At 63.1% G+C, this 26,794-nt stretch carries 27 protein-coding genes; 13 read left to right on the forward strand and 14 right to left on the reverse strand.

Going from position 1 to position 26,794, the window contains the following annotated elements; all coding sequences use genetic code 11:
- From HU720_RS06825 to HU720_RS06860, 8 genes are all read right to left on the reverse strand, one after another.
- Window positions 1-945: a LysR family transcriptional regulator gene (locus HU720_RS06825; protein WP_186518441.1), complete on the reverse strand. Its 945-nt coding sequence runs from the start codon at window positions 943-945 to the stop codon at window positions 1-3.
- 242 nt (window positions 946-1,187) lie between these two features.
- A complete protein-coding gene (locus tag HU720_RS06830; RefSeq protein WP_186518443.1) occupies window positions 1,188-1,892 on the reverse strand; it encodes a YebC/PmpR family DNA-binding transcriptional regulator in 705 nt (234 codons plus the stop codon).
- Between the two features lie 107 nt (window positions 1,893-1,999).
- Window positions 2,000-2,878, reverse strand: coding sequence for a DMT family transporter (locus tag HU720_RS06835; protein WP_186518445.1), 879 nt, complete (start codon window positions 2,876-2,878; stop codon window positions 2,000-2,002).
- A gap of 160 nt (window positions 2,879-3,038) precedes the next feature.
- Entirely contained in the window at window positions 3,039-5,525 is a 2,487-nt protein-coding gene (locus tag HU720_RS06840; protein WP_186518447.1) for a bifunctional diguanylate cyclase/phosphodiesterase, read from the reverse strand.
- A 147-nt stretch (window positions 5,526-5,672) separates the two neighbouring features.
- Window positions 5,673-6,173, reverse strand: a complete 501-nt coding sequence (locus HU720_RS06845) for a GNAT family N-acetyltransferase (protein ID WP_186518449.1) — start codon at window positions 6,171-6,173, stop codon at window positions 5,673-5,675.
- A gap of 68 nt (window positions 6,174-6,241) precedes the next feature.
- A complete protein-coding gene (locus tag HU720_RS06850) occupies window positions 6,242-6,661 on the reverse strand; it encodes a RidA family protein (RefSeq protein ID WP_186518451.1) in 420 nt (139 codons plus the stop codon).
- 71 nt (window positions 6,662-6,732) lie between these two features.
- The gene (locus HU720_RS06855; protein ID WP_186518453.1) at window positions 6,733-6,945 is read right to left on the reverse strand and encodes a PLD nuclease N-terminal domain-containing protein; all 213 of its coding nucleotides are present in this window, start codon (window positions 6,943-6,945) and stop codon (window positions 6,733-6,735) included.
- Window positions 6,946-7,042: 97 nt separating this feature from the next.
- Window positions 7,043-7,513 carry an FAD/FMN-containing dehydrogenase gene (locus HU720_RS06860; protein ID WP_186518455.1) on the reverse strand — a complete coding sequence of 157 codons (471 nt, stop codon included), beginning with the start codon at window positions 7,511-7,513 and terminating at the stop codon, window positions 7,043-7,045.
- Between the two features lie 132 nt (window positions 7,514-7,645).
- Here HU720_RS06860 and HU720_RS06865 point away from each other — a divergent pair, with 132 nt between their 5' ends.
- The 4 genes from HU720_RS06865 to HU720_RS06880 all read left to right on the forward strand — a co-directional run bounded on the left by HU720_RS06865 (window position 7,646) and on the right by HU720_RS06880 (window position 12,505).
- Entirely contained in the window at window positions 7,646-8,653 is a 1,008-nt protein-coding gene (locus tag HU720_RS06865; RefSeq protein ID WP_186518457.1) for a GlxA family transcriptional regulator, read from the forward strand.
- A gap of 296 nt (window positions 8,654-8,949) precedes the next feature.
- Window positions 8,950-10,323 (forward strand): nucleotide 5'-monophosphate nucleosidase PpnN, encoded by a 1,374-nt coding sequence (gene ppnN / locus HU720_RS06870; RefSeq protein ID WP_186518460.1) that lies wholly within the window; start codon window positions 8,950-8,952, stop codon window positions 10,321-10,323.
- 132 nt (window positions 10,324-10,455) lie between these two features.
- Window positions 10,456-11,136: a response regulator transcription factor gene (locus HU720_RS06875; RefSeq protein ID WP_186518462.1), complete on the forward strand. Its 681-nt coding sequence runs from the start codon at window positions 10,456-10,458 to the stop codon at window positions 11,134-11,136.
- Window positions 11,114-12,505, forward strand: a complete 1,392-nt coding sequence (locus HU720_RS06880; RefSeq protein ID WP_186518464.1) for a HAMP domain-containing sensor histidine kinase — start codon at window positions 11,114-11,116, stop codon at window positions 12,503-12,505. The genes HU720_RS06875 and HU720_RS06880 overlap by 23 nt, the downstream gene beginning before the upstream one ends.
- Window positions 12,506-12,655: 150 nt before the next feature.
- On the opposite strand, the gene cysS is transcribed toward HU720_RS06880, so the two are convergent.
- The gene (cysS, locus tag HU720_RS06885) at window positions 12,656-14,038 is read right to left on the reverse strand and encodes a cysteine--tRNA ligase (protein WP_186518466.1); all 1,383 of its coding nucleotides are present in this window, start codon (window positions 14,036-14,038) and stop codon (window positions 12,656-12,658) included.
- Between the two features lie 9 nt (window positions 14,039-14,047).
- Complete coding sequence (locus HU720_RS06890; protein ID WP_186518468.1) at window positions 14,048-15,751, reverse strand: glutamine--tRNA ligase/YqeY domain fusion protein; 1,704 nt, start codon at window positions 15,749-15,751, stop codon at window positions 14,048-14,050.
- Between the two features lie 210 nt (window positions 15,752-15,961).
- Here HU720_RS06890 and HU720_RS06895 point away from each other — a divergent pair, with 210 nt between their 5' ends.
- From HU720_RS06895 to HU720_RS06905, 3 genes are all read left to right on the forward strand, one after another.
- Window positions 15,962-16,465, forward strand: a complete 504-nt coding sequence (locus HU720_RS06895) for a peptidylprolyl isomerase (RefSeq protein WP_186518470.1) — start codon at window positions 15,962-15,964, stop codon at window positions 16,463-16,465.
- Window positions 16,462-17,184, forward strand: coding sequence for a UDP-2,3-diacylglucosamine diphosphatase (gene lpxH / locus HU720_RS06900; protein WP_186518472.1), 723 nt, complete (start codon window positions 16,462-16,464; stop codon window positions 17,182-17,184). Before HU720_RS06895 ends, lpxH begins: the two co-directional genes overlap by 4 nt.
- A gap of 117 nt (window positions 17,185-17,301) precedes the next feature.
- On the forward strand, window positions 17,302-17,520 hold the full coding sequence (locus tag HU720_RS06905; protein ID WP_186518475.1) for a DUF2970 domain-containing protein: 219 nt from the start codon (window positions 17,302-17,304) through the stop codon (window positions 17,518-17,520).
- A 269-nt stretch (window positions 17,521-17,789) separates the two neighbouring features.
- Here the strand turns inward: HU720_RS06905 and HU720_RS06910 are convergent, their stop codons facing one another.
- Window positions 17,790-18,866, reverse strand: coding sequence for an ABC transporter substrate-binding protein (locus HU720_RS06910; protein ID WP_186518477.1), 1,077 nt, complete (start codon window positions 18,864-18,866; stop codon window positions 17,790-17,792).
- Between the two features lie 215 nt (window positions 18,867-19,081).
- Here HU720_RS06910 and HU720_RS06915 point away from each other — a divergent pair, with 215 nt between their 5' ends.
- From HU720_RS06915 to HU720_RS06925, 3 genes are all read left to right on the forward strand, one after another.
- A complete protein-coding gene (locus HU720_RS06915; RefSeq protein ID WP_186518479.1) occupies window positions 19,082-20,734 on the forward strand; it encodes a nitrite/sulfite reductase in 1,653 nt (550 codons plus the stop codon).
- Window positions 20,718-21,212, forward strand: coding sequence for a DUF934 domain-containing protein (locus HU720_RS06920; protein WP_186518481.1), 495 nt, complete (start codon window positions 20,718-20,720; stop codon window positions 21,210-21,212). The genes HU720_RS06915 and HU720_RS06920 overlap by 17 nt, the downstream gene beginning before the upstream one ends.
- 121 nt (window positions 21,213-21,333) lie before the next feature.
- Complete coding sequence (locus HU720_RS06925) at window positions 21,334-22,908, forward strand: hypothetical protein (protein ID WP_186518483.1); 1,575 nt, start codon at window positions 21,334-21,336, stop codon at window positions 22,906-22,908.
- 45 nt (window positions 22,909-22,953) lie between these two features.
- Here HU720_RS06925 and HU720_RS06930 read toward each other — a convergent pair whose 3' ends face one another.
- From HU720_RS06930 to HU720_RS06940, 3 genes are all read right to left on the reverse strand, one after another.
- Window positions 22,954-23,865 carry a c-type cytochrome gene (locus HU720_RS06930; protein ID WP_186518485.1) on the reverse strand — a complete coding sequence of 304 codons (912 nt, stop codon included), beginning with the start codon at window positions 23,863-23,865 and terminating at the stop codon, window positions 22,954-22,956.
- Window positions 23,862-24,512 carry a c-type cytochrome gene (locus tag HU720_RS06935; RefSeq protein WP_186518487.1) on the reverse strand — a complete coding sequence of 217 codons (651 nt, stop codon included), beginning with the start codon at window positions 24,510-24,512 and terminating at the stop codon, window positions 23,862-23,864. Before HU720_RS06935 ends, HU720_RS06930 begins: the two co-directional genes overlap by 4 nt.
- Window positions 24,513-24,657: 145 nt before the next feature.
- Window positions 24,658-25,017, reverse strand: coding sequence for a hypothetical protein (locus HU720_RS06940; protein WP_186518489.1), 360 nt, complete (start codon window positions 25,015-25,017; stop codon window positions 24,658-24,660).
- 162 nt (window positions 25,018-25,179) lie between these two features.
- Here HU720_RS06940 and HU720_RS06945 point away from each other — a divergent pair, with 162 nt between their 5' ends.
- Genes HU720_RS06945 through HU720_RS06955 form a run of 3 tightly spaced genes read left to right on the forward strand, consistent with a single transcriptional unit; the run spans window position 25,180 to window position 26,767 of the window.
- Window positions 25,180-25,482, forward strand: coding sequence for a DUF1883 domain-containing protein (locus tag HU720_RS06945; protein ID WP_186518491.1), 303 nt, complete (start codon window positions 25,180-25,182; stop codon window positions 25,480-25,482).
- A gap of 7 nt (window positions 25,483-25,489) precedes the next feature.
- The gene (locus tag HU720_RS06950) at window positions 25,490-25,660 is read left to right on the forward strand and encodes a hypothetical protein (RefSeq protein ID WP_186518493.1); all 171 of its coding nucleotides are present in this window, start codon (window positions 25,490-25,492) and stop codon (window positions 25,658-25,660) included.
- Window positions 25,661-25,693: 33 nt separating this feature from the next.
- Window positions 25,694-26,767, forward strand: a complete 1,074-nt coding sequence (locus HU720_RS06955; RefSeq protein WP_186518495.1) for a nitronate monooxygenase family protein — start codon at window positions 25,694-25,696, stop codon at window positions 26,765-26,767.
- The last annotated feature ends 27 nt before the right edge of the window (window positions 26,768-26,794 follow it).

Consider the following 26,794-nt stretch of genomic DNA (forward strand, 5'->3'; position numbering starts at 1 on the left):
CTATGGCAAAGGCGCATGCCCGCCGTGCACGCCGAACTGCGACTGGCGCCACAGCTCGTAGACCCGGTTACGCAGCCAGCGGTGCTCGGCCGAGGCCTGCAAGCGCTGATGCCACACCACCCAGTAGCGCTGGGTGTGCTGAACAAAGTCCAGGGGCCGCCAGGCCAGACCATGCAGGCGGGCGAGCTGGCAAGCGATGTGTTCCGGCACCGTAGCCAGCGCCTGGCCGTTGCCCAGTACCTGCACCATGGCGCTGAAAAACGGCACTTCGAGGCTCACCCGGCGCTGTAGCCCCTGGCTGCGCAGATGGCGGTCGATGAAGCTGTCCTTGTCGCCGCCACCGGATACGCGCACATGCTTGTAGGCCAGGTAATCGTCCTGGCTGAGGGTGCTGCGGGCAGTCAGCGGATGGTCATGGCACATTAGCGCCACCGCATGGTCTTCGCCCAGCAGCCGCCCGTGCAGGTTGGGCGGCGACTCATCGAACAGCGTGGTCGCCAAGTCGATCTCGCCGCTGGCCAGCAGCGCGTACTGCCCGGCCTGCCAAGTGCGGTATTCCAGCGATACGCCGGGGGCTTCGCGTTCCAAGGCACTGACCAGCAGCGGCAGCATGTGCTCGGCAACATAGTCGGAGGCGGCCAGACAGAAGCGCCGCTCACAGCGTGCCGGGTCAAAGGCTGCGGGTTGGCGCAGGGCGATGAGTTCGTCGAGCACCTGGCGTAGCGGCTCCACCAGGGTTTCGGCATGTTCACTGAGCACATAGCTGCGGCCCTGGCGGATCAGCAAGGGGTCGCCGAAGGCTTCGCGCAGGCTGGCCAGTTGGCGGCTCAGGGCACTCTGGCTGCAACCCAGGCGCTCTGCGGCGTGGCTGAGGTTTTTCAGTTGCAGCAGGCAGTCGAGGGTACGCAGGTGGGCAAGGCTGAGGGAGGCGAAGGTTGGGGTCATCGGCGCTGGGTCCCGGACGCTGGCGAGGGCTGTCCCAGCCCACGGTAACCTAAGGTAGGCGGCCAGGTGTAGGAGCGGCCTTGTGTCGCGAAAGGGCTGCGCAGCAGCCCCGGCAATTCTGCATGAGGCCCGGATTTCAGGGCCGCTGCGCGCCCCATCGCGGCACAAGGCCGCTCCTACAGAGATCGCGTCCAGCCGCGATAGTGATGCTAAATGCGGCCTCTGTGGAAGCTAGGTACAGATCAGTCCGTCAGGCCGACATAGACGTTCTGCACGTCTTCGTTTTCGTCGATGGCCTCGAGGAAGGCTTCGACTTCGGCCAGGGCTTCGGCGCTCAGGCTGGCCGCGCTGACGGGGTTTTTAGGCGTGTAGCCGATCTTTGCCGACGTGACGGTGAAGCCTTGCGCCGGCAGCGCCTTCTGTACAGCGTCAAGGTCGGTGGTATCGGTGATGAACAGCGCCGAGCCCGGCTCTTCGCCTTCTTCGCAATCCTGGGCGCCGGCTTCGATGGCCGCTTCGTCACGGTCGCCGTCGCCAGTGGCTTCGATCAGGCCCACATGGTTGAAGTCCCAGGCAACCGAACCGCTGGCGCCCAGTTGGCCCTTGCGGAACAACACGCGGATTTGCGCAACGGTGCGGTTGACGTTGTCGGTCTGGCACTCGACGATCAGCGGCACCTGGTGCGGGGCGAAACCTTCGTAGGTGACGGCGGTGTACTGGATGGCATCGCCGTCCAGGCCCGCACCCTTACGGATGGCGCGCTCGAGGGTTTCACGGGTCATCGAGGCTTTCTTGGCCTGTTCGACGGCCAGGCGAAGGCGCGGGTTCATGTCCGGGTCGGCGCCGGATTTGGCGGCGATCTGGATCTCCTTGGCCAGTTTGCCCATGATCTTGCCCTTGGCGTTGGCCGCGGTCTCTCTATGCTTGGCTTTCCACTGTGCGCCCATTTCAGCTCTCTTGTTTCAGGGGCCGGTTCAGGAAGCGACCGGCCAAAAAAGTGGGGAGAGTTTATACGCCCTCGCGCCTGCGTTCGACAACAAATCGTGCAGCCGCCTCATCGGCGGCGCTGCAACCAGGCCGCACCCAGGCCGCTCAGGCAGATCACGCCAATCCCCACTTGCGTGGTGCCATCCGGCACCTGGCCAAACACCGCCCAGCCCAGCAAGCCGGCGAACACGATCTGGCAATAGCTGAATGGCGCCAGCAAGGCCGGCGCTGCGTAGCGAAACGCCTGGGTCAGCAGCAGGTGCGCGGTCATGCCGCAGCCGCCAAGGCCAAGCATCAGCAGCACGTGCGACCACTGCGGCGTCTGCCAGAAAAACGGCACCAGCGCGGTCATCACCAGGGTATTGCACAGCCCTGCATAGAAATTGCTGGTGGTCGGGCTGTCGTGGGCGGCCAGAATGCGCGTGAGCAACTGGTAGAAGCAAAAGCCTAAAGCCGAGCCCAACGGGAACAGGATGGCCGGGGTGAACATCGCCCCGCCGGGGTGCACCACCACCAGCACGCCTATGAAGCCCATTACCACCGCCGCCCATTGCCCGGCGCTGACGCGCTCCTTGAGCAACGGCACCGACAGCGCCGTGACCATCACCGGGGCGAGGAAGTTGACCGAGGTGGCCTCGGCCAAGGGCAGGTATTGCAGCCCTGCGGTAAACAGCAGGCTGGTACTGAGCAGGCTCAAGGCGCGCAGGGTCTGCAACAGTGGACGGCGGGTGCGCAGCACCGCAAGGCCAGCCTTGGGCAGGAAAATCCCTGCCATCAGCAAGGTATGCACGACGTAGCGTGCCCAGACCACCATGATTACCGGGTAGATGCCGCCGAGAAACTTCGACAGCCCATCGTGGCTGGCGAACAGGAACGTGGCGACCACCACCAGGACGATCCCGCGCAGCGGCTGGTTGACTCCGGACAGCGGCGTACTGGAACTCATGCGGCCCTCAGGCGATGGCCCAGGCCAGGCACCTGGGCATGGGCCGATTCTAGAAGACAACGGCCGGGTTGAACATTGCGCCACACCGGGACAATGTTCCGGGTGGTTCATTTTGTGCGCTTATCGACCACTTTTACACCCGCAAGTGCCACCGCCCCACTCATTCGCCCAACGGCCCGACCTGTTTGAGCCGTTCGCTGGCTGGCACCGGGCGGCCATACAGGTAGCCCTGGAAGTTGGAACAGCCTTCGGCCATCAGCCGCTCCATCTGCTCTGGCGACTCCACGCCCTCGGCGGTGGTCTTGATCATCAGGCTGTTGGACAGCTCGGTGATGGCGCGGATGATCGACATCGCCTCGCGGCTGTCGCACATGTCGTGGACGAACGACTTGTCGATCTTGATCCGGTCGAACGGGAACGAACGCAGGTAGCCCAGCGACGAATAGCCGGTGCCGAAGTCGTCCAGCGAAATCGCCACGCCGAGGTCTTTGAGGGCACGCAGCATGCGGATGTTTTCGTCGCTATTGCCCAGCAGCACGGACTCGGTGATTTCCAACTCAAGGCGTGTGGCCGGCAGCCCGGAGTCCGCCAGGGCCAAGGCGACGATATCGATCAGGTTGGCGTTCTTGAACTGCACCGGCGACAGGTTCACCGAGACGGTTTGATCGGAGTCCCAACCCGCTGCTTCCTGGCAGGCAAGGTTGAGCGCGCGGGTGCCAAGTTCGTGGATAAGCCCGGTTTCTTCGGCGATCGGAATAAAGTCCATAGGCATGATCATGCCGCGCGACGGGTGCTCCCAGCGCATCAGCGCTTCGTAACCGGTGATCGCGTTATTTTGCGGGTCGACCACTGGCTGGTAGTGCAGTTGCAACTGGCCCAAGTGCAGCGCGGTGCGCAGGTCGGTCTCGACCAGGCGCCGCTGACGGGCGGCAACATCGAGCTCCACATGGAAACATTCGAAGCGGTTACGCCCGTTGCGCTTGGCCTCGTACAAGGCCATGTCGGCGTAGCCCAGCAATTGCTCGGCGTGTTCGTGGTCACCGGGCGCGATGGCCACGCCAATGCTTGCCCCCACCGTGAACTGGTGGCCTTCGATGCGAAACGGCGGGCTGATGGCCGCGATCAGGCGCTGCGCGGTGTTGCGCGCAGCATCACGGCTTTCAAGGCCGGTGAGCACGATGGCAAACTCATCGCCACCCAGCCTGGCCAGGGTGTCGTGCTCGCGCAGCTCGCGGCGCAGGCGCTTGCCCAGGGCGCGCAGCAGCTTGTCACCAAAGGCGTGGCCGAGGGTGTCGTTGATATTCTTGAAGTTATCCAGGTCCAGGCACAGCGCGGCGGTCAGCCTGCCGCTGTCTTCACCACGCAGCAAGGCCTGCTTGAGCCGCTCGTGGAACAGGGTGCGGTTGGGCAGGCCGGTCAGCGCATCGTGGTGGGCCATGTGGTGAATCTGGGCGTGGGCGGCCAGCTCTTCGGTGGCATCCTCAGCGACGAACAGCACGTAGTCGCCCTGCCCTTCGCGGTTCTGGCAAAGCATGGCGCGGCTGCGCAAGGTGCGCGCACCGGCGGCGGTATCGACGCGGGTTTCTGCGCTGTAGCCCTTGGTGCTGCGCGCACCACGGCCAAGCTGTTGTTGCAGGTAGTCGGCAGCGGCCGCCGGCAGGCCCTGGCCCGGCAATTTGCCGATCATGCTCACGCCCTGGCCGCCGAACAGGCGCTCGGCCTGCTGGTTGGCCAGCAGGATCTCGCGGCTTTGCAGGTCCTGCACAATCACGCTGGCCGGGATATTGGCGATGACCGAGTCGAGGAACTGCGACAGCGTGGTCATTTCCTGGCTGTATTGCTCGGCAAGCTCCTTGGCCTTGAGCAGCTCAAGCTCCTGATGACGGCGCTCGGAAATATCGCGGGTGATCTTGGCGTAGCCAATCAACTGGCCGCTGTCTTCGTCGCGGATCGGCTCGATTACCACACTGGTCCAGAAATGCGAGCCGTCCTTGCGCTGGCGAATGCCATCAGCCTGGAACCGCCCTTCAAGGCGTGCAGTGGCAAGGCTCAGGGCGGGTAGCCCGGCGTCGCGGTCGGTCTGGGTGTAGAACACCGAGAAGTGCTGGCCGACGATCTCGTCGCTGCAGTAGCCCTTGGCGCGCTCGGCGCCAGCGTTCCAGTTGACCACGTGGCCCTTGGTGTCGAGCATATAGATGGCGTAGTCGCGCACCCCTTGCACCAACAGACGGAAGTGGCGCTCCTGCTCACGTTGGGCCAATTGCGCGCGGTACTGCTCGGTGCAGTCGCGGGTGATCTTGGCAAAGCCCACCAGTTGCCCCGCTTCATCGCGCACCGCCTCGATCAGCACATGGGCGCGAAACGCCGAGCCATCCTTGCGCAGGCGCCAGCCATGCTCTTCGAAGCGCCCGGTGCTGCGCGCCTGCTCAAGGTTGCGCGCAGGCACCCCCGCCGCGCGTTCTGCCTCGCTGTAGAACAACGAGTAGTGCTGGCCGACGATCTCATTGGCGGTATAGCCCTTGGCGCGCTGTGCCCCGGGGTTCCAGTTGGCAACATGGCCATCAGGGGTGAGCAGATAAATGGCGTAATCCACCACGCTCTGGATCAATAGGCGGTACATCGCGTCAGAGCTTGCAGCTAACGACATGGGGGGTTACCTGAACCTGCAGACAGCACCAAAAGGAAAAGCTACCTACCCTCTGTGTCGGTCCGGGTCGGTACTTGACGATGGTGGCATTATGCCGGTTGACGGACGGTTTTTGTGCGCTTGGTCACGAAAAAACCTGCGTTGCGACTAATGTCGTAGGCCGCCGACCAAAAAGTTGCGCAGCTGCGGCTCGTCATCCAGGGCAACCTCTTCAACGGCGCGTGCAAGGCCTGCCAGCAGCGCCTGGCAAAAGCCTGCCGCGGCTGAGTCTTGTGCGTGATAGCGCAGCAGCCAAGCGGTGCGGGTGTCCGCGAGGAACTGCCCCGCCACGACGCTGCCGATGCCCTGACGGCGGTAACGCTTGAGGATGAACAGGTCAGCCAGCTCCAGCGCATTGATGCCGGGCACCTCGCTGGCCTCTATCAGCACGAAACCTGCGATAAACCCGTCGACCAGCACCAAGTGCGCGCCCCAGCCGGGCGAGTGCCAGTAACGCTGCAGGTGCGGCTCATGAATATAGAAGCGCCCGTCTACCTCGACATCCTCCTGCTCCCAGTCAGACGACTCATAGGCATAGAACTGGTAGAGGTTGCGGATCAGGTCCGCCTGCTCGGGGTGGGTCTTGAGCAGCTCGATGGGGGCTGGCATAGCGGGCTCGATAGGTGAACGGGGGGCGATTGTAGCCGGGCGGCCCGCCCCCACCAAGGGTTGCCCGATCAGCGCGCTGGCAAGGCGGCCATGGCGTCGATTTCGATCAGCATGCCATCGAGCGCAAGGCGCGGCACCGGGATCAAGGTGCACGTGGGCGTCATGGCTGAACCCCAGGGTTGGCTGGCGGCAGCGACCCATTGCTGCAGGCGCGCCTCACTGTGATCGACGATCAGCAGCGTCAGTTTGTAGACGTCGCCAAGGCCCGCGCCTTTGGATGCCAAAGCAGTCTGCAGGTTGACCAGCGCCTGCCGGGCCTGCTCGGCAAACTCGGGGGCAAGCGTACCTTGGGCATCTTCGCCGCCCTGCCCTGCAATCGATAACAGGCGGCTGCCCGCCTGCACTTCAGCAACATGGGAATAGGCGTTGGCGCTGGGGTCGTAAAGCCCCTCGGGGTTGGACAGGGTAATAACGGCTGGTTTGGTCATGCGGGCGCTCCGTCAGGGTAGATAGAGCGCCGGAGTATCAAACCTTGGGTTAACTCGAGGTCAAGCCCTGCTTACTTTTCTTCGAGCACCGCCCGCCCCTTCACCGCCTTTGGCCCGCGCCAGGCCCAGAACAGCAAGCCGGGGAACGGTGCATAGACCACGAACACCACCCACAGCATCTTGCGCTCGGCGCGCCGGTCGCTGCCGATGATGTGCCAGATGGCCCATACCTCAAGCGCGATCACCACAAGGGCGACGAAGAACCAGATCGTTCCGATTTCCATGAGCATTCTCCCGTTGGCATGTACAGCTTTGGGTAGCTGCACTGGCCAAGGGTTCAAACGGATATGGCGGACAACGTCACTGGGGGGGGGGTGGGGGTCACTTCTGGGTTGCCGCTTCAAGTGCCGCCTTCAACTGCGCAGGGTCGGCGAACTCGCGCTGCTGCACCAGGTTGCCCCTGTCCAGGGTCAACCACAGCACCTTGCCCTCGGCGCCAGCATACTGGCTGGCGACGTGGCCTTCGCGGTCCAGCATCACCCGGTAGCTATAGTCGCGCATGGCCGGCACGGCGAACAATTTGCTGATGATCGCGGGCATCCGCTGGATATCGGCAACGAACACCGCTTTACGCGCTTCCAGGTAGCCTTTCGGCGCGTCGGCCAGTGCCGCCTTGACCAGCTTGGCGCCGTCCATGTCGCGGGCCACCAGCAGTACCCGCACCTCTTCGTTCAAGGAATAGGGCTGATCGTACTGATCATTCAGCGTCCACGGCGCCAGCCGCTGGCCAGGCTCTACGGCGTGGGCAAGCAGGGGCAGCAGGCTGAACGCGAGTGCGGCAACATATTTCATGACGGCGGATCCTGGTTGGAAAGGCGGCCAGCATAGCCCAATGCCTGGGGTTTGCGTGCCGCCATGGCCAGTGTTGTCTTTCCCGACGCCGCGCCGCACACTCATCGCGCCAGCCAGGAAACGGAGTCCGCAGTGCCAACACCACGCCAGTTCAGCAAGAAGACCAGCACCAGCAACATGCTGCGCCTGAAGAACACCGACGGCAGCGCCCAGCGCCCGTTTCGCGTCGACTTCGTGCTGCTGGAGCATTTTTCCATGGCCAGTTTCACTGTAGCGATGGATGTACTGGTAACGGCCAACCTGCTGCGTGCGGACAGTTTTGCCTTCACGCCGCTGTCGCTGGCGGGCGACCGCATCATCAGCGACCTGGGCCTGGAGCTGGTGGCCACCCCGCTCGCCCCGCAGGGCCTGCGCGACGTCGATCTGCTGGTGGTCTGCGGCGGCCTGCGCACGGCCCTGAAATACCCGATCCTCGACCGTCTTCTGGCCGACTGCGCCAGCCACGGCATGACCTTGGGCGGGCTGTGGAACGGTGCCTGGTTCCTGGGCCGCGCCGGTGTGCTCGCCGACTACGGCTGCAGCGTGCACCCCGAGCAACGGGCAAGCCTTGCCGAGTGCAGCCCGCAAACACGCATCACCCCGGCCAGCTTCACCCTCGACCGCGACCGCCTCACCGCCGCCAGCCCCAACGGCGCCATGGAGCTGATGCTCGGCCTGGTGCGGCGCCTGCATGGTGATGCGCTGGCCGAAGGGGTCGAAGAAATCCTCTCGTTCTCGGGCGCCCGGTATCGCCAGGTGGGGCCGGGGGCGAAAAAGTCCATGAGCCTGCATTTGCGTACCATCGTCGAGCTGATGGAAAACAACCTCGAAGAAACCCTCAGCCTGGACCAGCTTGCCGCCTACTCCGGGCGCTCGCGGCGGCAGATCGACCGTTTGTTCCAGGCCCAGCTGGGCACCTCGCCGCGGCGTTATTACATGGAGTTGCGCATTACCAAGAGCCGGCGGCTGCTGCAGTATTCGGACCTATCAGTGATGGAGGTGGCGGTGGCTTGCGGGTTCGTCTCGGTGTCGCACTTCAGCAAGTGCTATGCGGCCTACTTCGGCTACCCGCCTTCGCGTGAGCAACGGCTCGGGGAATGAGAGCCGGGGCTGCTGAGAGCCTGGTGGGAGATGCCAGGGTTTTGCGCAAGCTTGTGCCGGCCTCATCGCAGGCTATCGCCAGCTCCCACTGAGACCGCGTCATCTGCGATAGTGGTACCTGGCTCAATTCCAGTGGAGCTGGCGATAGCCTGCGATGAGGCCAGCACAAGCCTGCACAAAAATGGTGGGCCTGCGCCAACCCACCGACGTTTTTCCGTTGCCCCCTCGTTGCCGCGCGTTTTTGCTTGTATGGTGTTGGCAAAGAAGGATGTTTTACCCGCACAGGAAAGACTTAGATGCCCCAACGCAATGTCATCAACGCCTCGGTCAGCCCCAAGGGTAGCCTGGAGACGCTGTCGCAACGTGAAGTCCAGCAACTGAGCGAAGTCGGTACTGGCAGCCTCTACACTCTGTTTCGCCAGTGCGCCCTGGCCATCCTCAACACCGGCGCCCATGTCGACAACGCCAAGACCATTCTCGAGGCCTACAAGGACTTCGAGGTGCGCATCCACCAACAGGATCGCGGCGTACGCCTCGAACTGCTCAACGCCCCCGCCGATGCCTTCGTTGATGGCGAGATGATCGCCAGCACCCGCGAAATGCTCTTCAGCGCCCTGCGCGACATCGTCTACACCGAAAGCGAACTGGCCAGCCAACGCATCGACCTGGAAAGCTCGCAAGGCCTCACCGACTACGTCTTCCACCTGCTGCGCAACGCACGCACCCTGCGCCCGGGCGTGGAGCCCAAAGTGGTGGTGTGCTGGGGTGGGCACTCGATCAGCAGCGAGGAATACCAGTACACCAAGAAAGTCGGCCACGAATTGGGCCTGCGCAAACTGGATATCTGCACCGGTTGCGGCCCCGGCGTGATGAAAGGCCCGATGAAGGGCGCGACCATCGCCCACGCCAAGCAGCGCATGCATGGCAGCCGCTACCTGGGCCTGACCGAACCCGGCATCATCGCCGCCGAAGCGCCGAACCCCATCGTCAACGAACTGGTGATCTTGCCCGACATCGAAAAGCGCCTTGAAGCGTTCGTGCGCGTCGGCCACGGCATCATCATCTTCCCAGGCGGCGCCGGCACGGCCGAAGAGTTCCTGTACCTGCTGGGCATCCTGATGCACCCGGACAACCGCGACCTGCCGTTCCCGGTCGTCCTCACCGGGCCGCGCAGCGCCGAGGCTTTCCTGCTGCAACTGCACGCCTTCGTGGGCGCCACCTTGGGTGAAGAAGCACAGCGCCACTACCAGATCATCATCGATGACCCGGCAGAAGTCGCCCGGCACATGGTCGAGGGCCTCAAGGAGGTCAAGCAGTTCCGCCGCGAGCGCAACGACGCCTTCCACTTCAACTGGCTGTTGAAAATCGACGAGGGCTTCCAGCACCCGTTCGATCCGACCCACGAAAACATGGCCGCGCTGGCCCTGCGCCGCAACCTGCCGCCCCACGAACTGGCGGCCAACCTGCGCCGGGCGTTCTCCGGCATTGTTGCCGGCAACGTCAAGGACAAAGGCATCCGCCTGATCGAAGAGCACGGCCCATACCAGATTCGCGGCGACGCAGCGATCCTCGACCCGCTCGGCCGGCTGCTGCAGGCATTCGTCGACCAGCACCGGATGAAACTGCCTGGCGGTGCGGCCTACGTGCCGTGTTATCAGGTCGTGACCTGACCTATACCGGGGCCGCCATTGCGGCCCCGGCTTGTTTCAGCCAGGTTCCTTGACCCAGATGAATTTTTCTTAAATCGCAGCTCCGCTATTCTTTGGCACAATCAAGCCTCAATCCGCCGCCCAGGAACCAGCATGCCTCGCGTACTGACCATTGAAGACGACGCCGTCACCGGCCAGGAAATCGTCGCCGAACTTACCAGCCACGGCCTGGATGTGGACTGGGCCGACAATGGCCGTGAGGGGTTGGCCAAGGCCATCGCCGGGGGTTACGACCTGATCACCCTGGACCGCATGCTGCCCGAAGTCGATGGCCTGACCATCGTAACCACCCTGCGCAACCTGAAAATCGCCACGCCCATTCTGATGATCAGCGCACTGTCGGACGTCGACGAGCGCGTGCGTGGCCTGCGCGCCGGTGGCGATGACTACCTGACCAAACCCTTCGCCTCTGACGAAATGGCTGCCCGCGTCGAGGTATTGTTGCGCCGCAACAGCACACCGATGACCCAGACCCGCCTGCAAGTCGCCGACCTCGAGCTGGACCTGATCAGCCATGAAGCCCGGCGCGGCGAGAGCTCGCTGAACCTGCTGCCCACCGAATACAAGCTGCTGGAATACCTGATGCGCCACTCCGGCCAGGTAATCACCCGCATGATGATCTTCGAGGAAGTCTGGGGTTACCACTTCGACCCTGGTACAAACCTGATTGACGTGCACATCGGCCGCCTGCGCAAGAAGATCGACTCCCCCGGCCAGACCCCGCTGATCCGTACCGTACGGGGTTCCGGCTATGCCATTGCCGAACCCGTCTAAAGGCTGGAGCTCCTCCACCAGCCGCCTGCTGGCGCTGTACAGCTTTCTGTTCGTGGCCTGGAGCAGCATTCTCATGGGGGTGCTGTACTTCGAGGTGTCCAGCTACCTGAACAAGCTCACCCGCCACTCAATGCTGCAACGCCAGCACCTGTTCACCCATATGAGCGGCAAGCAGCTGGACGATGCCCTGGTGGCAAGCCAGGCCTTCGAGGAGCGCAGCTTCGACGCTTACGGTTTGTTCGACGCGCAGCTCAACCCCATTGGTGGGCGCATCCGCAGCATTCCACCGGAGCTTGGCCTGGACGGCAAGATTCACGAACTCAAGCGCTGCCTGGATGCCGATGACCCTCACCTGCCCCGCGACAGCTGCGACGCGGTGGCGATCCGCGCCCAGGATGGCCGCTGGCTGGTGCTGGTGCGCGACAACGGTTCGCTGTTCGTGGTCACGCGGATCATTCTGCACGCCTTGCTGTGGGGCATCTCGCTGACCTTGATACCGGGTTTTGCCGGCTGGTACCTGCTGCGGCGTCGCCCGCTCAAGCGTATCCGCGCCATCCAGGCGCAGGCCGACCTGATCGTGGCTGGCGACCTCACCCACCGCTTGCCGCTGTCGAGCCGGCGCGACGAACTGGACATGCTGGCGGCCATCGTCAACGCCATGCTCGACCGTATCGAGCGGCTGATGCACGAGGTCAAAGGCGTGTGCGACAACATTGCCCACGACCTGCGCACCCCGTTGACGCGGCTGCGTGCACAGTTGTACCGGATTCGCCAGCAAAGCCCGGCAGGTTCTGCCGAAGGCGAGGCGCTGGACCAGGCGATCAGTGAAACCGACACGCTGATGGCGCGTTTTCGGGGCTTGCTGCGCATCAGCGAGCTGGAAGACCGCCGCCGTCGAGCAGGTTTCCAGCAGCTAGACCCACAAGCCTTGCTGGCCGAACTGCATGACTTCTACCTGCCGCTGGCCGAGGACGGCGGTATCCGCCTGGCGCTGGTACAGCCTGAACAGTTGAGCAAGCTGCATGGGGACCGCGAACTGTTGTTCGAAGCGCTGGCTAACCTGGTGGGCAACGCGATCAAGTTCACCCCCGAAGGTGGGCAGGTGCGTGTGACCGCACGCCAGGACGAGGCTGCAGTGCACATTGCCATCGAGGACAGCGGGCCGGGGATTCCAGTGGATGAGCGCGAGGCGGTGCTCAAGCGTTTTTACCGCAGTGAAGAGGGCCATCGCCATGCAGGGTTCGGGCTGGGGTTGTCGATCGTCGCGGCGATCGTCGACCTTCACGGGTTCGGGCTTGAGGTGGGCAGCAGTGAGCTGGGGGGCGCGAAACTGGTGCTGCACTGCCCGCTGGGTGGGGCCGGCAGGTAGACCCTGCCGAACTCCCGTGTAGGAGCGGCCTTGTGTCGCGAAAGGGCTGCATAGCAGCCCCCAAGATCTCTGTCTGACACAAAATCATGGGGCTGCTACGCAGCCCTTTCGCGGCACAAGGCCGCTCCTACAGGGGCGCGTAAGTGCTGATTAGTCAGCCAGGCGCCAGGTAGTCGCGCCTTTGCTGTCTTCCAGCACCACGCCCATGGCAGTGATCTGGTCACGGATGCGGTCGGACTCAGCCCAGTTCTTGTCGGCACGCGCCTGCAGACGCGCCTGGATCAGCGCCTCCACCTCGGCAGCATCGACCTTGCCCTCGGCCCCTGCACGCAGGAAGTCATCAGCATCCAGCTGCAACACGCCCAGCACATCGCCCAGCTCACGCAGACGGCCGGCAAGGCCAGCAGCAGCCTGCGCATCGCTCTCGCGCACGCGGTTGATCTCGCGCACCAGGTCGAACAGCACGGCGCAGGCTTCAGGGGTGCCGAAGTCGTCGTTCATCGCTGCGGCAAAACGCTCGACATAGGCCTCGCCACCTAGTGCGGCGACCCGTGGCAGGCCACGCAGCGCATGGTAGAAGCGCTCCAGGGCGCCTTTGGCGTCACGCAGGCTGTCTTCCGAGTAGTTGATAGCGCTGCGATAGTGGCTGGCCACCAGCAGGTAACGCACTACCTCCGGGTGATACTTCTCCAGTACGTCACGAATGGTGAAGAAGTTGTTCAACGACTTGGACATCTTCTCGCCGTTGATCCGGATCATGCCGCAGTGCATCCACGAAGCTGCGTACTGCTTGCCAGTGGCCGCCTCGCTTTGCGCGATCTCGTTTTCGTGGTGCGGGAACTCGAGGTCGCTGCCACCGCCATGAATGTCGAAGCTCTCGCCCAGGCAGCAGGTGGACATCACCGAGCACTCGATGTGCCAGCCCGGCCGGCCAGGGCCCCATGGCGATTGCCAGTGCGGCTCGCCAGGCTTGACGCCCTTCCACAGCACGAAATCCAGTGGGTCCTGCTTGGCCTCGTCGACCTCGATGCGCGCACCGATGCGCAGGTCTTCGATTTTCTTGCGCGACAGCTTGCCGTAGCCGACGAACTTGCCGACCCGGTAGTACACGTCACCATTACCTGGCGCGTAGGCATAGCCCTTGTCGATCAGGGTCTGGATCATGGCGTGCATGCCGGCGATATGGTCGGTGGCACGCGGCTCCTGATCGGGCGGCAGGATGTTCAGGCGACGCTCGTCTTCGTGCATCGCATCGATCATGCGCGCGGTCAGTGCGTCGAACGCTTCGCCGTTCTCGTTGGCCCGATTGATGATTTTGTCATCGATATCGGTGATGTTGCGCACGTAGGTCAGGTCGTAGCCACTCTTGCGCAGCCAGCGGGTCACCAGGTCGAAGGCCACCATGCTGCGGCCGTGGCCGAGGTGGCAGTAGTCGTACACGGTCATGCCGCAGACATACATGCGCACCTTGTTGCCATCGAGCGGCTTGAAGGGTTCCTTGGTCTTGCTCAGCGTGTTGTAGATGTTAAGCACGGTGTTTCCTCAGCTGCCCCAGGAGTCACGCAGGGTGACAGTGCGGTTGAACACCGGGCGGCCCGGCTGGCTGTCTTTCAGGTCGGCGCAGAAGTAGCCTTCACGCTCGAACTGGAAGCGGTCTTCAGGTTGCGCCTGGCCCAGCGAAGGCTCGGCACGGCAGCCGGTCAGCACTTGCAGCGAATCGGGGTTGATGTTGTCGAGGAAGCTGCCGCCGTCTTCGGTTTTTTCCGGGTTGGCGGAGCGGAACAGGCGGTCGTACAAACGCACTTCGCACTCTACGCTGGCTGCCGCTGGCACCCAGTGGATCACGCCCTTGACCTTGCGGCCTTCAGGGTTTTTGCCCAGGGTGTCCGGGTCGTACGAGCAACGCAGCTCGACGATGTTGCCGTCGGCGTCCTTGATGGCTTCGTCGGCGCGGATCACGTAGCTGCCGCGCAGGCGTACTTCACCGGCCGGTTCCAGGCGCTTGTAGCCCTTTGGCGGCTCTTCCATGAAGTCGTCGCGGTCGATGTACAGCTCGCGCGCGAACGGCAGCACGCGCACGCCCATGTCTTCCTTCGGGTGGCGCGGCAGTTCAAGCTGCTCGACCTGGCCTTCGGGGTAGTTGGTGATGACCACTTTCAGCGGGCGCAGCACGCACATGGCGCGCGGGGCGCTGCGGTCGAGGTTGTCACGGATGCTGAACTCGAGCATCGACATGTCGACCACACCGTCGGAGCGGTTGGTACCGACCATGTCGCAGAAATTGCGGATCGAGGCCGGGGTGTAGCCACGACGGCGGAATCCCGACAGGGTCGACATGCGCGGGTCGTCCCACGCCTGCACGTGGCCTTCATCTACCAATTGCTTGAGCTTGCGCTTGGAGGTGATGGTGTAGTTGAGGTTCAGGCGGCTGAACTCGTACTGGCGCGGGTGCGCCGGGACCGGCAGGTTGTCGAGGAACCAGTCGTACAACGGGCGGTGGCCTTCGAACTCCAGGGTGCAGATCGAGTGGGTGATGCCTTCGATGGCATCCGACTGACCGTGGGTGAAGTCGTAGTTGGGGTAGATGCACCACTTGTCACCGGTCTGGTGGTGGTGGGCGTGGCGGATGCGGTACAGGATCGGGTCGCGCAGGTTCATGTTCGGCGACGCCATGTCGATCTTGGCGCGCAGCACGCGCTCACCGTCCTTGAACTCGCCGGCTTTCATGCGGGCGAACAGGTCCAGGTTTTCCTCGACGCTGCGCTCGCGGAACGGGCTGTTCTTGCCAGGCTCGGTGAGGTTGCCGCGGTATTCCTTGGCCTGATCAGGGGTCAGGTCGCAGACATAGGCCTTGCCACGCTTGATCAGCTCGACTGCCCAGTCGTGCAACTGGTCGAAATAGTCGGAGGCGTAACGCACGTCACCGGCCCAGTCGAAGCCCAGCCATTTCACATCGCTCTGGATGGCGTCGATGTATTCCTGGTCTTCCTTGGCCGGGTTGGTGTCGTCGAAACGCAGGTGGCAGACACCGCCGAACTCTTTGGCCAGGCCGAAGTTCACGCAGATCGACTTGGCGTGGCCGATGTGCAGATAGCCGTTGGGCTCTGGCGGGAAGCGGGTGACGATGCTGGAGTGCTTGCCCGAGTCCAGGTCGGCCTGGATGATCGGCCGCAGGAAGTTTGCAGGGACGGCGGGGGCGCCTTTGGCAGCGGCGTTTGGCGCGTTTTCGGCAGTGGGCTTGCTCATAGGGTCCTTGAATGCAGGTAGCCGGCCGGGTAGGCCGATTGAATCAAAGGGCCTATCATAGCCGAAGCAGTCAAGCCGCTGACACCCGCGCACGTACAATCTCACGTGATTTGTAGCAGCATTTTGTCGCCTGCGCGGGTCGAAACCGGCAGAATGGCCGCCCGGCGCCTGGCGCCCCCTATTTCCGACGCCTTGAGAGCGAACTTAAGCATGTCCAAAGTCAAACTGAGCACCAACCACGGCGACATCGTCCTGCAACTGAACGCCGAAAAAGCACCGATCACCGTTGCCAACTTCCTGGCCTACGTCGAAGCTGGCCACTACAGCAACACCGTGTTCCACCGCGTGATCAAGGGCTTCATGATCCAGGGCGGCGGTTTCGAGCCTGGCATGAATGAAAAGCGTGACAAGCGTGCCAGCATCCAGAACGAAGCCGACAACGGCCTGAAAAACACCAAGTACAGCATCGCCATGGCCCGCACCATGGAGCCGCACTCCGCGTCTGCCCAGTTCTTCATCAATGCTTCCGACAACGACTTCCTCAACCACAGCGGCAAGAACACCCAGGGCTGGGGCTATGCGGTGTTTGGCGAAGTGATCGAAGGCCGTGAAGTGGTCGACGCTATCGAAAAGGTCGCCACCGGTTCCAAAGCAGGCCACCAGGACGTACCTAAAGAAGACGTGATCATCGAGAAAGCCGAGATCATTGAGTGATTCTGCTGATCTCCGATCTGCACCTGCAAGAAGAGCGCCCGGACATTACCCGGGCGTTTGTTGATCTGCTCGACGGCCGCGCCCGCCACGCCAGGGCGCTGTACATTCTCGGCGACTTCTTCGAGGCATGGATCGGTGACGATGCCATGACGCCGTTCCAGCAATCGATCTGCCAGGCCCTGCGCCGGTTGAGCGATAGCGGCACGGCGGTGTACCTGATGCATGGCAACCGCGATTTCCTGATCGGCAAGGCCTTTTGCCAGGCCGCTGGCTGCACCCTGCTGGCCGACCCCAGCGTGGTCCAGCTTGGCGGCGAGCCAGTCTTGCTGATGCATGGCGACACGTTATGTACCCGCGATGTCGGCTACATGAAGATGCGCCGCTACCTGCGTCACCCGGTAACCCTGTGGGTTTTGCGCCACCTGCCGTTGGCTGCTCGCCGCCGGCTGGCGCGCAAGCTGCGCAGCGAAAGCCGTGCACAGACGCGCATGAAGGCGACCGAAATTGTCGATGTAACGCCCGAGGAAGTGCCCAAGGTGATGGCCGCCCATGGTGTTCGCACGTTGGTGCACGGCCATACCCACCGCCCTGCAATTCACAAGCTGGTGGTCAATGACCAGCCAGCACGGCGGATAGTGCTGGGTGACTGGGACCGCCGCGGCTGGGCGCTGCAGGTGGACGAACAAGGCTTTGCCTTGGCGCCGTTCGAGTTTTCCTGAATGCCGGCATCCACCTGAATCAACCGCGATGCTCTTACACCGACCGCGTGAAGTCCGCTTCACCGGTCCTACACCACCTACACTGTGCAGGTTGCCTCTGATCATCAGGAGCCTGGCATGGACGACCAACCTCAGGGTAAACCACCCACCTTCTGGCAAATGTTGCACAGCATCCTCGCCGCCGCACTGGGCGTGCAAAGCGGCAAGAACCGCGCCCGCGACTTTACCCATGGCAAAGCCAGCCATTTCATCGCCATGGGCGCCGTCTTCACGCTGTTGTTCATTCTGGTACTGATCGGCCTGGTCCAGTTGGCCATGCACCTGACCGCGCGCTGAGCGCCCAGGCAAAAACGCCTGCCGAATGGCTCTGGCAGGCGCCCTGCTGTATCACGGTTTGCACAACTGGCTACTGGTGGCTGACCCAGTACACGGCGGTGACCACCACCAGCACGATCAGGCACAGAATCGCCCAGGCATCGACACTGCTGTCTGCTTTGCGGACCTTGGTCAAGTTACCCATTGCATTGCCTCTTGTAGTGATTATGGGAATGCACTTCACCAGCAGCAGTTAAGTCCAGCAATGCCCTTTGCTCAAGCAGGGTCTTTCAATAGTCGACGGGTGACGCAAGAAACGGGTAACGGAAGTCCGACGGCCTGCCTTCGGCGCTGTAGCGCTTGAAATCGATACCGTAGTCACTCTGCTCAAGCAACTTCAGCCAGCGCTGTGCCTTGGCGCCATCGACCGATTGCAGCACCGGCACCTGATGTTCGCGCACCCCGTCGCGGGCAAGGCTCACACCATGGGCATCATCATGCAGCATGACCATGGCCCAGCCGCCAAGGCTGAAGTGCCCGCCCATAAGCACACCCAGGCGGCCATCGATACGCGCGCGCAGCGCTTCGGGCGAGCTGTTGACAGCGCTGAACACCACGTCCCGGCCAGGCACGCGGCCGGCCTCTTCGAAAGCACGCATGGCGCCGAAGGCCATTTCGTCGTTGGCCGACCATACCAGGCGGGTGTCGGGATAACGCTGCACAAGCATGCCTGCCTGTTCGTAGGCACGCTCACGACTCCAGCCGCCGTATACCACTTGGCGCAGGCGCACCTGAGGGAAGTCGGCAAGGGCGCGGCGCATGCCCTGCTCGCGCAACAGCGAGGCTGGCGTGGTCTTGACCCCGACGAACGCCACCAGGTCGACAGGGCCGCTGCCTTTGGGCAACAAGGCGACCATCTCGCGCAGCATCTGGTAACCAGCCTGCTCGTCGTTGACCGTCAGGGTGCCGAGCACCTGTGCGTACTTACCCGGCTGGGCCTGAATGCTACGAGCCTGGCTGGCCGTCAGGCCGTTGTTGACCAGAAACAGCTTGACCCCGGTGCCCTGCGACAAGCGGATTATCTCGGGGGCGATGTACTGTTCGTTGACCAGCACCAGATAGTCCGGCCGCTTCGGCCCCTGCAGAATATCGCGGGCCTGGGACAGCGTCCGTTCCGGGCTGCGCTCACTGTATTCAACCTTCAGACTCATGCCTAGGTCCTGCGCGGCTGCCTGCATGAAACGGCTGTAGCTGCTCCAGAACACCTCACTGGAGGAGCCTGGGTTAAGAAACACTACTGAAGCTGCGTGCACGTTGGCTGCCAGTGGCAGGCTCAGGCACAAGCTTTGGCACAGCGCCTTGAGCATGCGATAACACCCCTTGAAACAAATGCACCAGTATAAACCCGTCCGGCGGCGCGACGAACAAATGGCAGTCAGTCTCACTTAGTCCGTTTGGTTCTTTTCATATGCAAAAACATCACTTTAGCGCATAAACCCAACCTGCTATCGTTCCCCGGCTCCGAACCGGAGTGCGCGGCCGTGCGCGCGAATAGCTGCATGCAGCCTGAGACAGGACTTTTATGTACGTATACGACGAGTACGATCAGCGGATCATCGAGGACCGCGTCAAGCAGTTTCGTGATCAGACCCGCCGCTACCTGGCCGGTGAGCTGAGCGAAGAAGAATTCCGCCCTCTGCGCCTGCAGAACGGCCTTTATGTCCAACGCTTCGCCCCGATGCTGCGCGTCGCCGTGCCCTACGGCCAGCTGAACGCGCGCCAGGTCCGCACGCTGGCCAAGATCGCCCGCGACTACGACAAGGGCTACGCGCACATCTCCACCCGCCAGAACGTGCAGTACAACTGGCCGGCACTGGAGGACGTCCCGGACATCCTCGCTGAACTGGCCACCGTGCAGATGCACGCCATCCAGACCAGCGGCAACTGCCTGCGCAACACCACCACCGACCAGTTCGCAGGTGTAGCGGCCGACGAAATCATCGACCCGCGCCCGTGGTGTGAAATCGTCCGTCAATGGACCACTTTCCACCCCGAATTCGCCTTCCTGCCGCGCAAGTTCAAAATTGCCATCAATGGCTCGAAGCAAGACCGCGCAGCCATCGAAGTGCACGATATCGGCCTGGAGCCGGTGTACAACGAGGCCGGCGAACTGGGCTTCCGCGTGCTGGTCGGCGGCGGCCTGGGCCGTACCCCGGTGGTGGGCTCGTTCATCAACGAGTTCCTGCCGTGGCAGGACCTGATTAGCTACCTCGACGCCATCCTGCGCGTGTACAACCGTTACGGGCGCCGTGACAACAAGTACAAGGCGCGGATCAAGATCCTGGTCAAGGCCCTTACCCCTGAAGTGTTCGCCGAAAAGGTCGAGGCCGAAATGGTCCACCTGCGCGGCGGCAGCAGCACCCTGACCGAGGCCGAAGTGCAGCGCGTATCGCGCCATTTCATCGACCCCGAGTACCTGGCGCTGGAAAACGTCGATTACAGCGCTTTGGACGCCGAGAACCCAGGCTTTGCCCGCTGGCGCTCGCGCAACACCCGCGCCCACAAACGCCCGGGCTACGTTGCTGTAACCCTGTCGCTCAAGCCAACCGGCGTTGCCCCTGGCGACCTGACCGACAAGCAGCTCGATGCGGTAGCAGACCTTGCCGAGCGCTACAGCTTTGGTTTCCTGCGCACCTCCCACGAGCAGAACATCATCCTTGCCGACGTCGAGCAGCGCCAGTTGCATGCGCTGTGGCTGGAACTGCGTGAAAGCGGCTTTGCCACGCCGAACATCGGCCTGCTGACCGACATCATCTGCTGCCCAGGCGGTGACTACTGCTCGCTGGCCAACGCCAAGTCGATCCCGATCGCAGAATCCATCCAGCGCCGTTTCGACGACCTGGACTACCTGTTCGATATCGGTGAGATCGACCTGAATATTTCGGGTTGCATGAATGCCTGCGGCCACCACCACGTTGGCCACATCGGTATCCTCGGGGTAGACAAGAAGGGCGAGGAGTTCTACCAGGTTTCGCTGGGCGGTAACGCCGCGCGCGACGCCTCGTTGGGCAAGATCCTCGGCCCGTCCTTCGCCCAGGACGCCATGGCCGATGTGATCGAGAAGCTGATCGCGGTGTACGTTGAACAACGTACCGAGGAAGAGCGTTTCATCGACACCTACCAGCGTATTGGCATCGACCCCTTCAAGGAGCGCGTCTATGCAGCGAATCATTAAGAACAACCAGATCGTCGACGAAACCTGGCACCTGCTGCCCAAGGAAACCTCGTTCGACGAGCTGACCAACTGCGACGACTACATCGTCCCGCTGCAAATGTGGCGCGACCACGCCCATGTGCTCAAGGCCCGCGATGGCGGCCTGGGCATTTGGCTGGACAGCGATGAAGAAGCCGAAGAAATCGGCGAAGACGTTCAGCACTTCCAGGTCATCGCCCTGAACTTCCCGGCCTTTACCGACGGGCGCAGTTACTCCAACGCGCGCCTGCTGCGTGACCGCTACAAGTTCAAAGGCGAGCTGCGCGCCATTGGCGATGTGCTGCGTGACCAACTGTTCTTCATGGCCCGCTGTGGCTTCGATGCATTCGCCATCCGTGCCGACAAGGACCCGGAAGACGCGCTGCAAAGCCTGAAGGATTTCTCGGTGACCTACCAAGGTGCCACCGACGAGCCGCTGCCGCTGTTCCGCCGCCGCTGATCAGCGTGCGCTAAAACGAATAACCCGCCTGTATGGCGGGTTATTTCATTCTGCCGCTCATGTTCGCTGCCACCACGCCGATATCATGGCTGTATTCATGACTTACGCAAGGACAGCGATGATGAACCCCGTCACCTCCGCGCTACGGTTCACCCCCGTTTACACCCCGCCTGCACCTTTGCAGATCGCCAGCGTGCGCCAGGCCGCCAGCGCCGTTGCCGACGCCCCGGCCACCCAGGTCACCCTTGGCCAGGACACCCGCGTCGCCAATGCCGAAACCTATTCGTCCAAAGGCACCCTGGGCACCCCGGTGGTGCGCCTGGTCTGGGAAAACGAGGGCGCGCAGGACAAACTCAGCACGCAGATGTTCACCAGCGCCGCCAGCACCAACATCGGTGCACGCTTCCAAGGGCTGGGCGCGTCGCTGATCGAGCAACTGGCAGCCAATGGCGGCCAGCGGGTTTCGCAATCGGCCCTGGCCGTGGGCGTCAACGGCTCCACCGAGCCCGGCATCCTTGACCTGCAGCGCGCCAACTTGCGCGAACATGCCAGCAACAGCGTCACCCTGAGCCTGACGACCGCCTCCGGCGCAACGGTGAACATCGGCCTGTACAGCGGCGAACAGGGCCTGGCGGTCGAAGCCTCGGTCAGCAATGGCGAGCTCAACGACGATGAGCTCAAGGCACTGGCAGCCATGGCCGACGGTTTCCAAAAGGCAGTCGATGGCCTGAACCAGGAAAAGCCGAGCCTGCAACTGGGTGACCTGCTCAAGGTTGACCAGAGCCTGTTCAGCGGCCTGCAGATGAGCGCCAAGCTGGAACTTGCCAGCGGCGAACAGCAGACCTTCGACCTGCGCCTGAACGGTTCAACCCGCAGCCTGAGCCTGCAAGGCCCAAGCGGCCAAGTGCAGCTGGAACTGGACAGCAAAGGCGGCGCCCTGCTGGGCGGCAAGGCCCAGCGTGAGGCCGCCATCGGCAATTACCTGACGCAGTTCGATGCCGCCCGCCAGCGCGGCAAGGGTGATGAGCAACTCGCTACGTTGTTCAAGGACGCCTTCAGCCAGCTCAACAGCGTGGATGACGACAGCGCCCGCCCGGCCCGCCACAGCTCAGCCATGAACACCCTCAGCCGGTCGCTGCTGAGCGGCGTGGCCGACTTCACGGCTTCGATCAGCGAAACCGTGAAGGCCAGCAACCCGATGCGCCCCGAAGAGATTGACCGCTTCGACTACAGCGTGTCGCAATCGACCAGCAAGGACGGCAAGGGCAACAGCTTCTCGCTGCAACAAGAGCAGCAATCGAGCCTCAAGGCGTCCTGGCACTCAAGCCTGAACCCGCTGGTGGGGTTGCAGTTGTCCCGCGACAACGCCTCGCAGAACTACCGCTACCATCAGGTCAACGACGAAGCGAGCAGCAGCACGCGGGCCTCGGTGGTCAACGGCGCGCTGACCGAAGCCAGCTCGACGCAGCAAGCCAGCCGCAGCGAGCGCGTTCGGGTCTACCAGGAAGGCGTGCTGAAATCGGACAACACCACGTCCGCGTCAGAGCGCAAATCCCGTGACCAGCTTGCGCTGATCACCACCCTGCTGGACAACGACGCCAAGTCGCGCCGCCAAAGCGGCATTTCGACCTTCGAGCAGCAAATGGCCGACAAGAGCAGCGCCTGGCTGCTGCAAAGCGACCCTTCGCGCATCTGAAAACAGGCTTTCAGCGCCCTTCGCCGGGCGCTGAAAGCCCCTGTTTCAGCTACCGCTGCCCTGCCCGATCAGCACTCCGTCTACCTTCTGCCCATACAGGTTGACGCCATCATTGGCGTGGAACTTGAGCCGCGTCTTTTCAATCGAGCCTTGCACCAGGCGCGGATCCTGCGGGCGCTCATGGCGGTTGATCCAGGCGGCCACATCCCAAGCCTGCTGGTCGCTCAGGCTGCCAGGCCGGCCAAGCGGCATGTTGTATTTGATGAACGACGCGGCCGTGTTGATGCGGTGCATGCCCGCCCCCCAGTTATACGAGTCCTTGCCCCACAGCGGCGGCATCACGTACTCGCCCGCCACCTTCTGCCCCTCGCCTTCCTTGCCATGGCAAATAGCGCACTGCTCGCTGTACACCTGCTGGCCACGCTTGAAATCATAGCCTGCAGCCGGCTGCGGGACCTCGGGATAGCCGCGCCCGGCGATCTCGACGCCAGTGGGTGCCTGGGTCGACAACCAGTATGAGTACACGCTCAAGGCGGTCATCTGGCGGCTTTCTGCTGCGGGTGGGCGGCCGTTCATGCTGAACTGGAAGCAGCCCTGGATACGCTCGGCGAAAGTGTTCACCTTGTCGTTTTTCTTGCGATAGGCGGGGTACATAGGGTACGCGCCCCACAGCGGCGCCGAATGCGCCATGCGCCCCTGGTCGAGGTGGCAATTGCTGCAGTTCATGCCATTACCCACCGCATCCGGCATCAGCCGCCGCGTGTCGACAAACAGGGCATGGCCTTCGCGCACCATCTGGCCGAAGGCATTGTCGGGAATCGCGCTTTCGGCAGGCGGGACGAACTGCGGGACAGCCTGCACGCCGGGGACCTTGAGCTGGGATTGGTCGGGCATGACAACGGGTGCGGCCTGGGCGCTGGCCGCAGACATCAGCAAAAGTGGCAACAGAGCTTTCATGGCGTGACCTCCTGGGCTGCCGGCTGGGCAAAGTAGTTGGCCACGGCCTGGATTTCGCTCTCGCTCAGCGCCTTGGCCACGCCTACCATCAGCTGATTGGGGTCGTTGCTACGGCTACCGTCGCGCCAGGCCTGCAACTGCGCAACCAGGTACGCCGCAGGCTGGTGGGCCAAAGGCGGGAAATGCTCGCCCACGCCACTGCCACCCGGCCCGTGGCATTGCACACAACCGGGCACCTGGCGGCTCCAGTCGCCATAAAGGGCCAGGCGCGCGGTCGGGTCGGTGGCTATCTGCTGGCGACGCAGGTCTGGCACCGCATCGCTGGGCAACTGCTCAAGGTAGCTACTGACCGCTTCGATTTCAGCGTCGTCCAGCGCCTTGGCCAGGGGCTCCATCACCGCCTGCTTGCGGCTGCCTTGGCGAAAATCGCGCAGTTGCTTGGCCAGATAACCCGCTGGCAGGCCCGCCAGGCGCGGAAAGCCGGCAGCAGCGATGCCCTTGCCGTCAGGCCCGTGGCAGCCCATGCAGGCCATTGCAGCCGGGTTGGCGCCACCTTTGTTGAAGATCGCCTGACCGTCGGCAGCATGCGCCAAGGGCCAGGCTACGAACAGCAAGCTGCTGATCGCAACGCGACTCAGATGATTCATCACGGAGACTCCATTTCCTTGTTATAAGCTTAGATCCAAACGACATAAGCCATTGGATACTAGGGCTCACCCACGCGACGCGACAACCTGTCACGGGCAAGGAAAGTGGCAATCTGCTAGCTAATTGCCAAGGAACTGCGCTAAATCAATTCCCGGAAATGCACACCGTCGCGGCGTCGCGCACATCACCTGGGCGCAATGGGAAGTTGCTGAGGCGCTCGTGCACCTTGATGGCACTGCCATCGCCACGCTTGTCAATATCGACCAGCGCTGCCGGGCCGCCGGTGGCGGAGAGCTTCTGCGGCACGATCAGGCGCAGGTCCTCGCCACGCGCCACTTCCTGCAACGGGTCGCGGCTGCCTTGAAGCTTGCCTTTCACGCAGTCGGCGTATTCGCGCGGTGACTTGCCGGACTTCACATCCATGGTTTCGTGGGTCTGCTCCAGGTCCGTCACGCTCGCGCAGCCGCCCATCATCAGCGACACCATTACTACCAGCCATCTCATGTAAACGCTCTCCTGCTTCAAATGCATGCTGTGACCACGCCCGGGCGGATTTACTCCCTTATCTGGCAGAAATCTCATGGCCCGGGCCAGGCAAGGGGGCAAGTGTACCCTCACATCGTGATATCTTTCCGGTTTGCTGAACCAATCCTTGCGGAGCACCCCATGAAATTCGTACACCAGCGCGAGCACCTCAACGAAGACGATATCGTCGTCGTCGAAGGCTCCCAGCGCTGCAACATCCGCCTGATGAACGACGCCAACTTCCGCAGCTTCAAGAATGGCGGGCGCCACACCTATCACGGCGGGCATTTCGAAAAACTGCCAGCACGCATCACCGTGCCGAGCACAGGCTTCTGGAACATCACCGTCGACACCGTCACCACACGGCCGATTTCGGTGACCCGTAAGCCGGCCTTCACCCCCAAGATCAAAATCATTCGACGCTCGTCGACGAAACTCGGATAAGCCACGCATGAGCCAGACCATCAAGTACGTCATCAAATACAAGCTCGACGGCGAGCGCCGCTGGGACTTCGCACTCATGGCCGATGCCTCGCTCGAACAGGCGCAAGCTGCGTTGCGCAAAATTCACGGCGACGACGCCGACAAGATCAGCGACATCCAGGTCAGCAAGGCCCTGTAACGCCCCGAGCCCGCTGCACTCAAGGAGCTGCCCATGAGCACCTGGCACGACCGCCGCATCCTCGACCTGCTCGGTATCGAGTTGCCCATCCTGCAGGCGCCCATGGCGGGTGCCAGCGGTGCAGCCATGGCCATTGCCGTGGGTAATGCCGGGGGGTTGGGCGCCCTGCCCTGCGCTATGCTCACCGAAGCGCAGGTGCGCGCCGAAATAGCCACCTTGCGCAGTGCCTGCCAGGGCCCGCTCAATCTGAATTTCTTCTGCCACCAGCCACCGCAGCCTGCTCCCGAGCACGATGCGCGCTGGAAGCAGGCGCTCAAGCCTTACTACGACGAGGTGGGCGCTGATTTCGAGGCGCCGACGCCGGTGTCCAACCGGGCACCGTTCGACGAACAGGCCTGCTGCCTTATTGAAGAACTGCGCCCTGAAGTGGTCAGCTTTCACTTTGGCCTGCCCGAGGCCACGCTGTTGCAGCGGGTCAAGGCGAGTGGCGCCAAGGTGCTGTCCAGCGCGACCACGGTCGAGGAAGCTGTCTGGCTCGAACAACAGGGCTGCGACGCGATCATCGCCATGGGCTACGAGGCCGGCGGGCACCGCGGGATGTTCCTGAGCCGCGACATCACCAGCCAGATCGGCACCTTTGCGCTGGTTCCGCAGATCGCCGATGCGGTAAAGGTGCCGGTGATTGCCGCGGGGGGCATCGCTGACCACCGCGGCCTGCTCGCAGCCCTTGCGCTGGGGGCGTCGGCGGTACAGATCGGTACCGCGTACCTGTTCTGCCCCGAAGCCAAGGTTTCGCCGGCGCACCGGCGTGCGTTGGACACCGCCTCAGCCAGCGATACGGCGCTGACCAACCTGTTCACCGGGCGGCCTGCGCGCGGGATCAACAACCGCATCATGCGTGAGCTTGGGCCGATGAGCCCGCTGGCGCCGAGCTTTCCGCTGGCCGGGGGCGCGCTGAGACCGCTGCGGGCAATTACCGACCCGCAGGGCAAGAGCGATTTCAGCAACCTGTGGGCCGGGCAGGCGCTGCGCCTGGGGCGCCCTATGGGGGCTGAGGTTTTGACGCGGGACATCGCTGGCAAGGCGCTGCGCACGCTCTTTCGATAGTTTGGGGCTGCTTTGCAGCCCATCGCG

Origin of the sequence: Pseudomonas sp. SWRI51 (assembly GCF_014268825.1) — a bacterium.
In the GTDB taxonomy this organism is placed as follows: domain Bacteria; phylum Pseudomonadota; class Gammaproteobacteria; order Pseudomonadales; family Pseudomonadaceae; genus Aquipseudomonas; species Aquipseudomonas farsensis.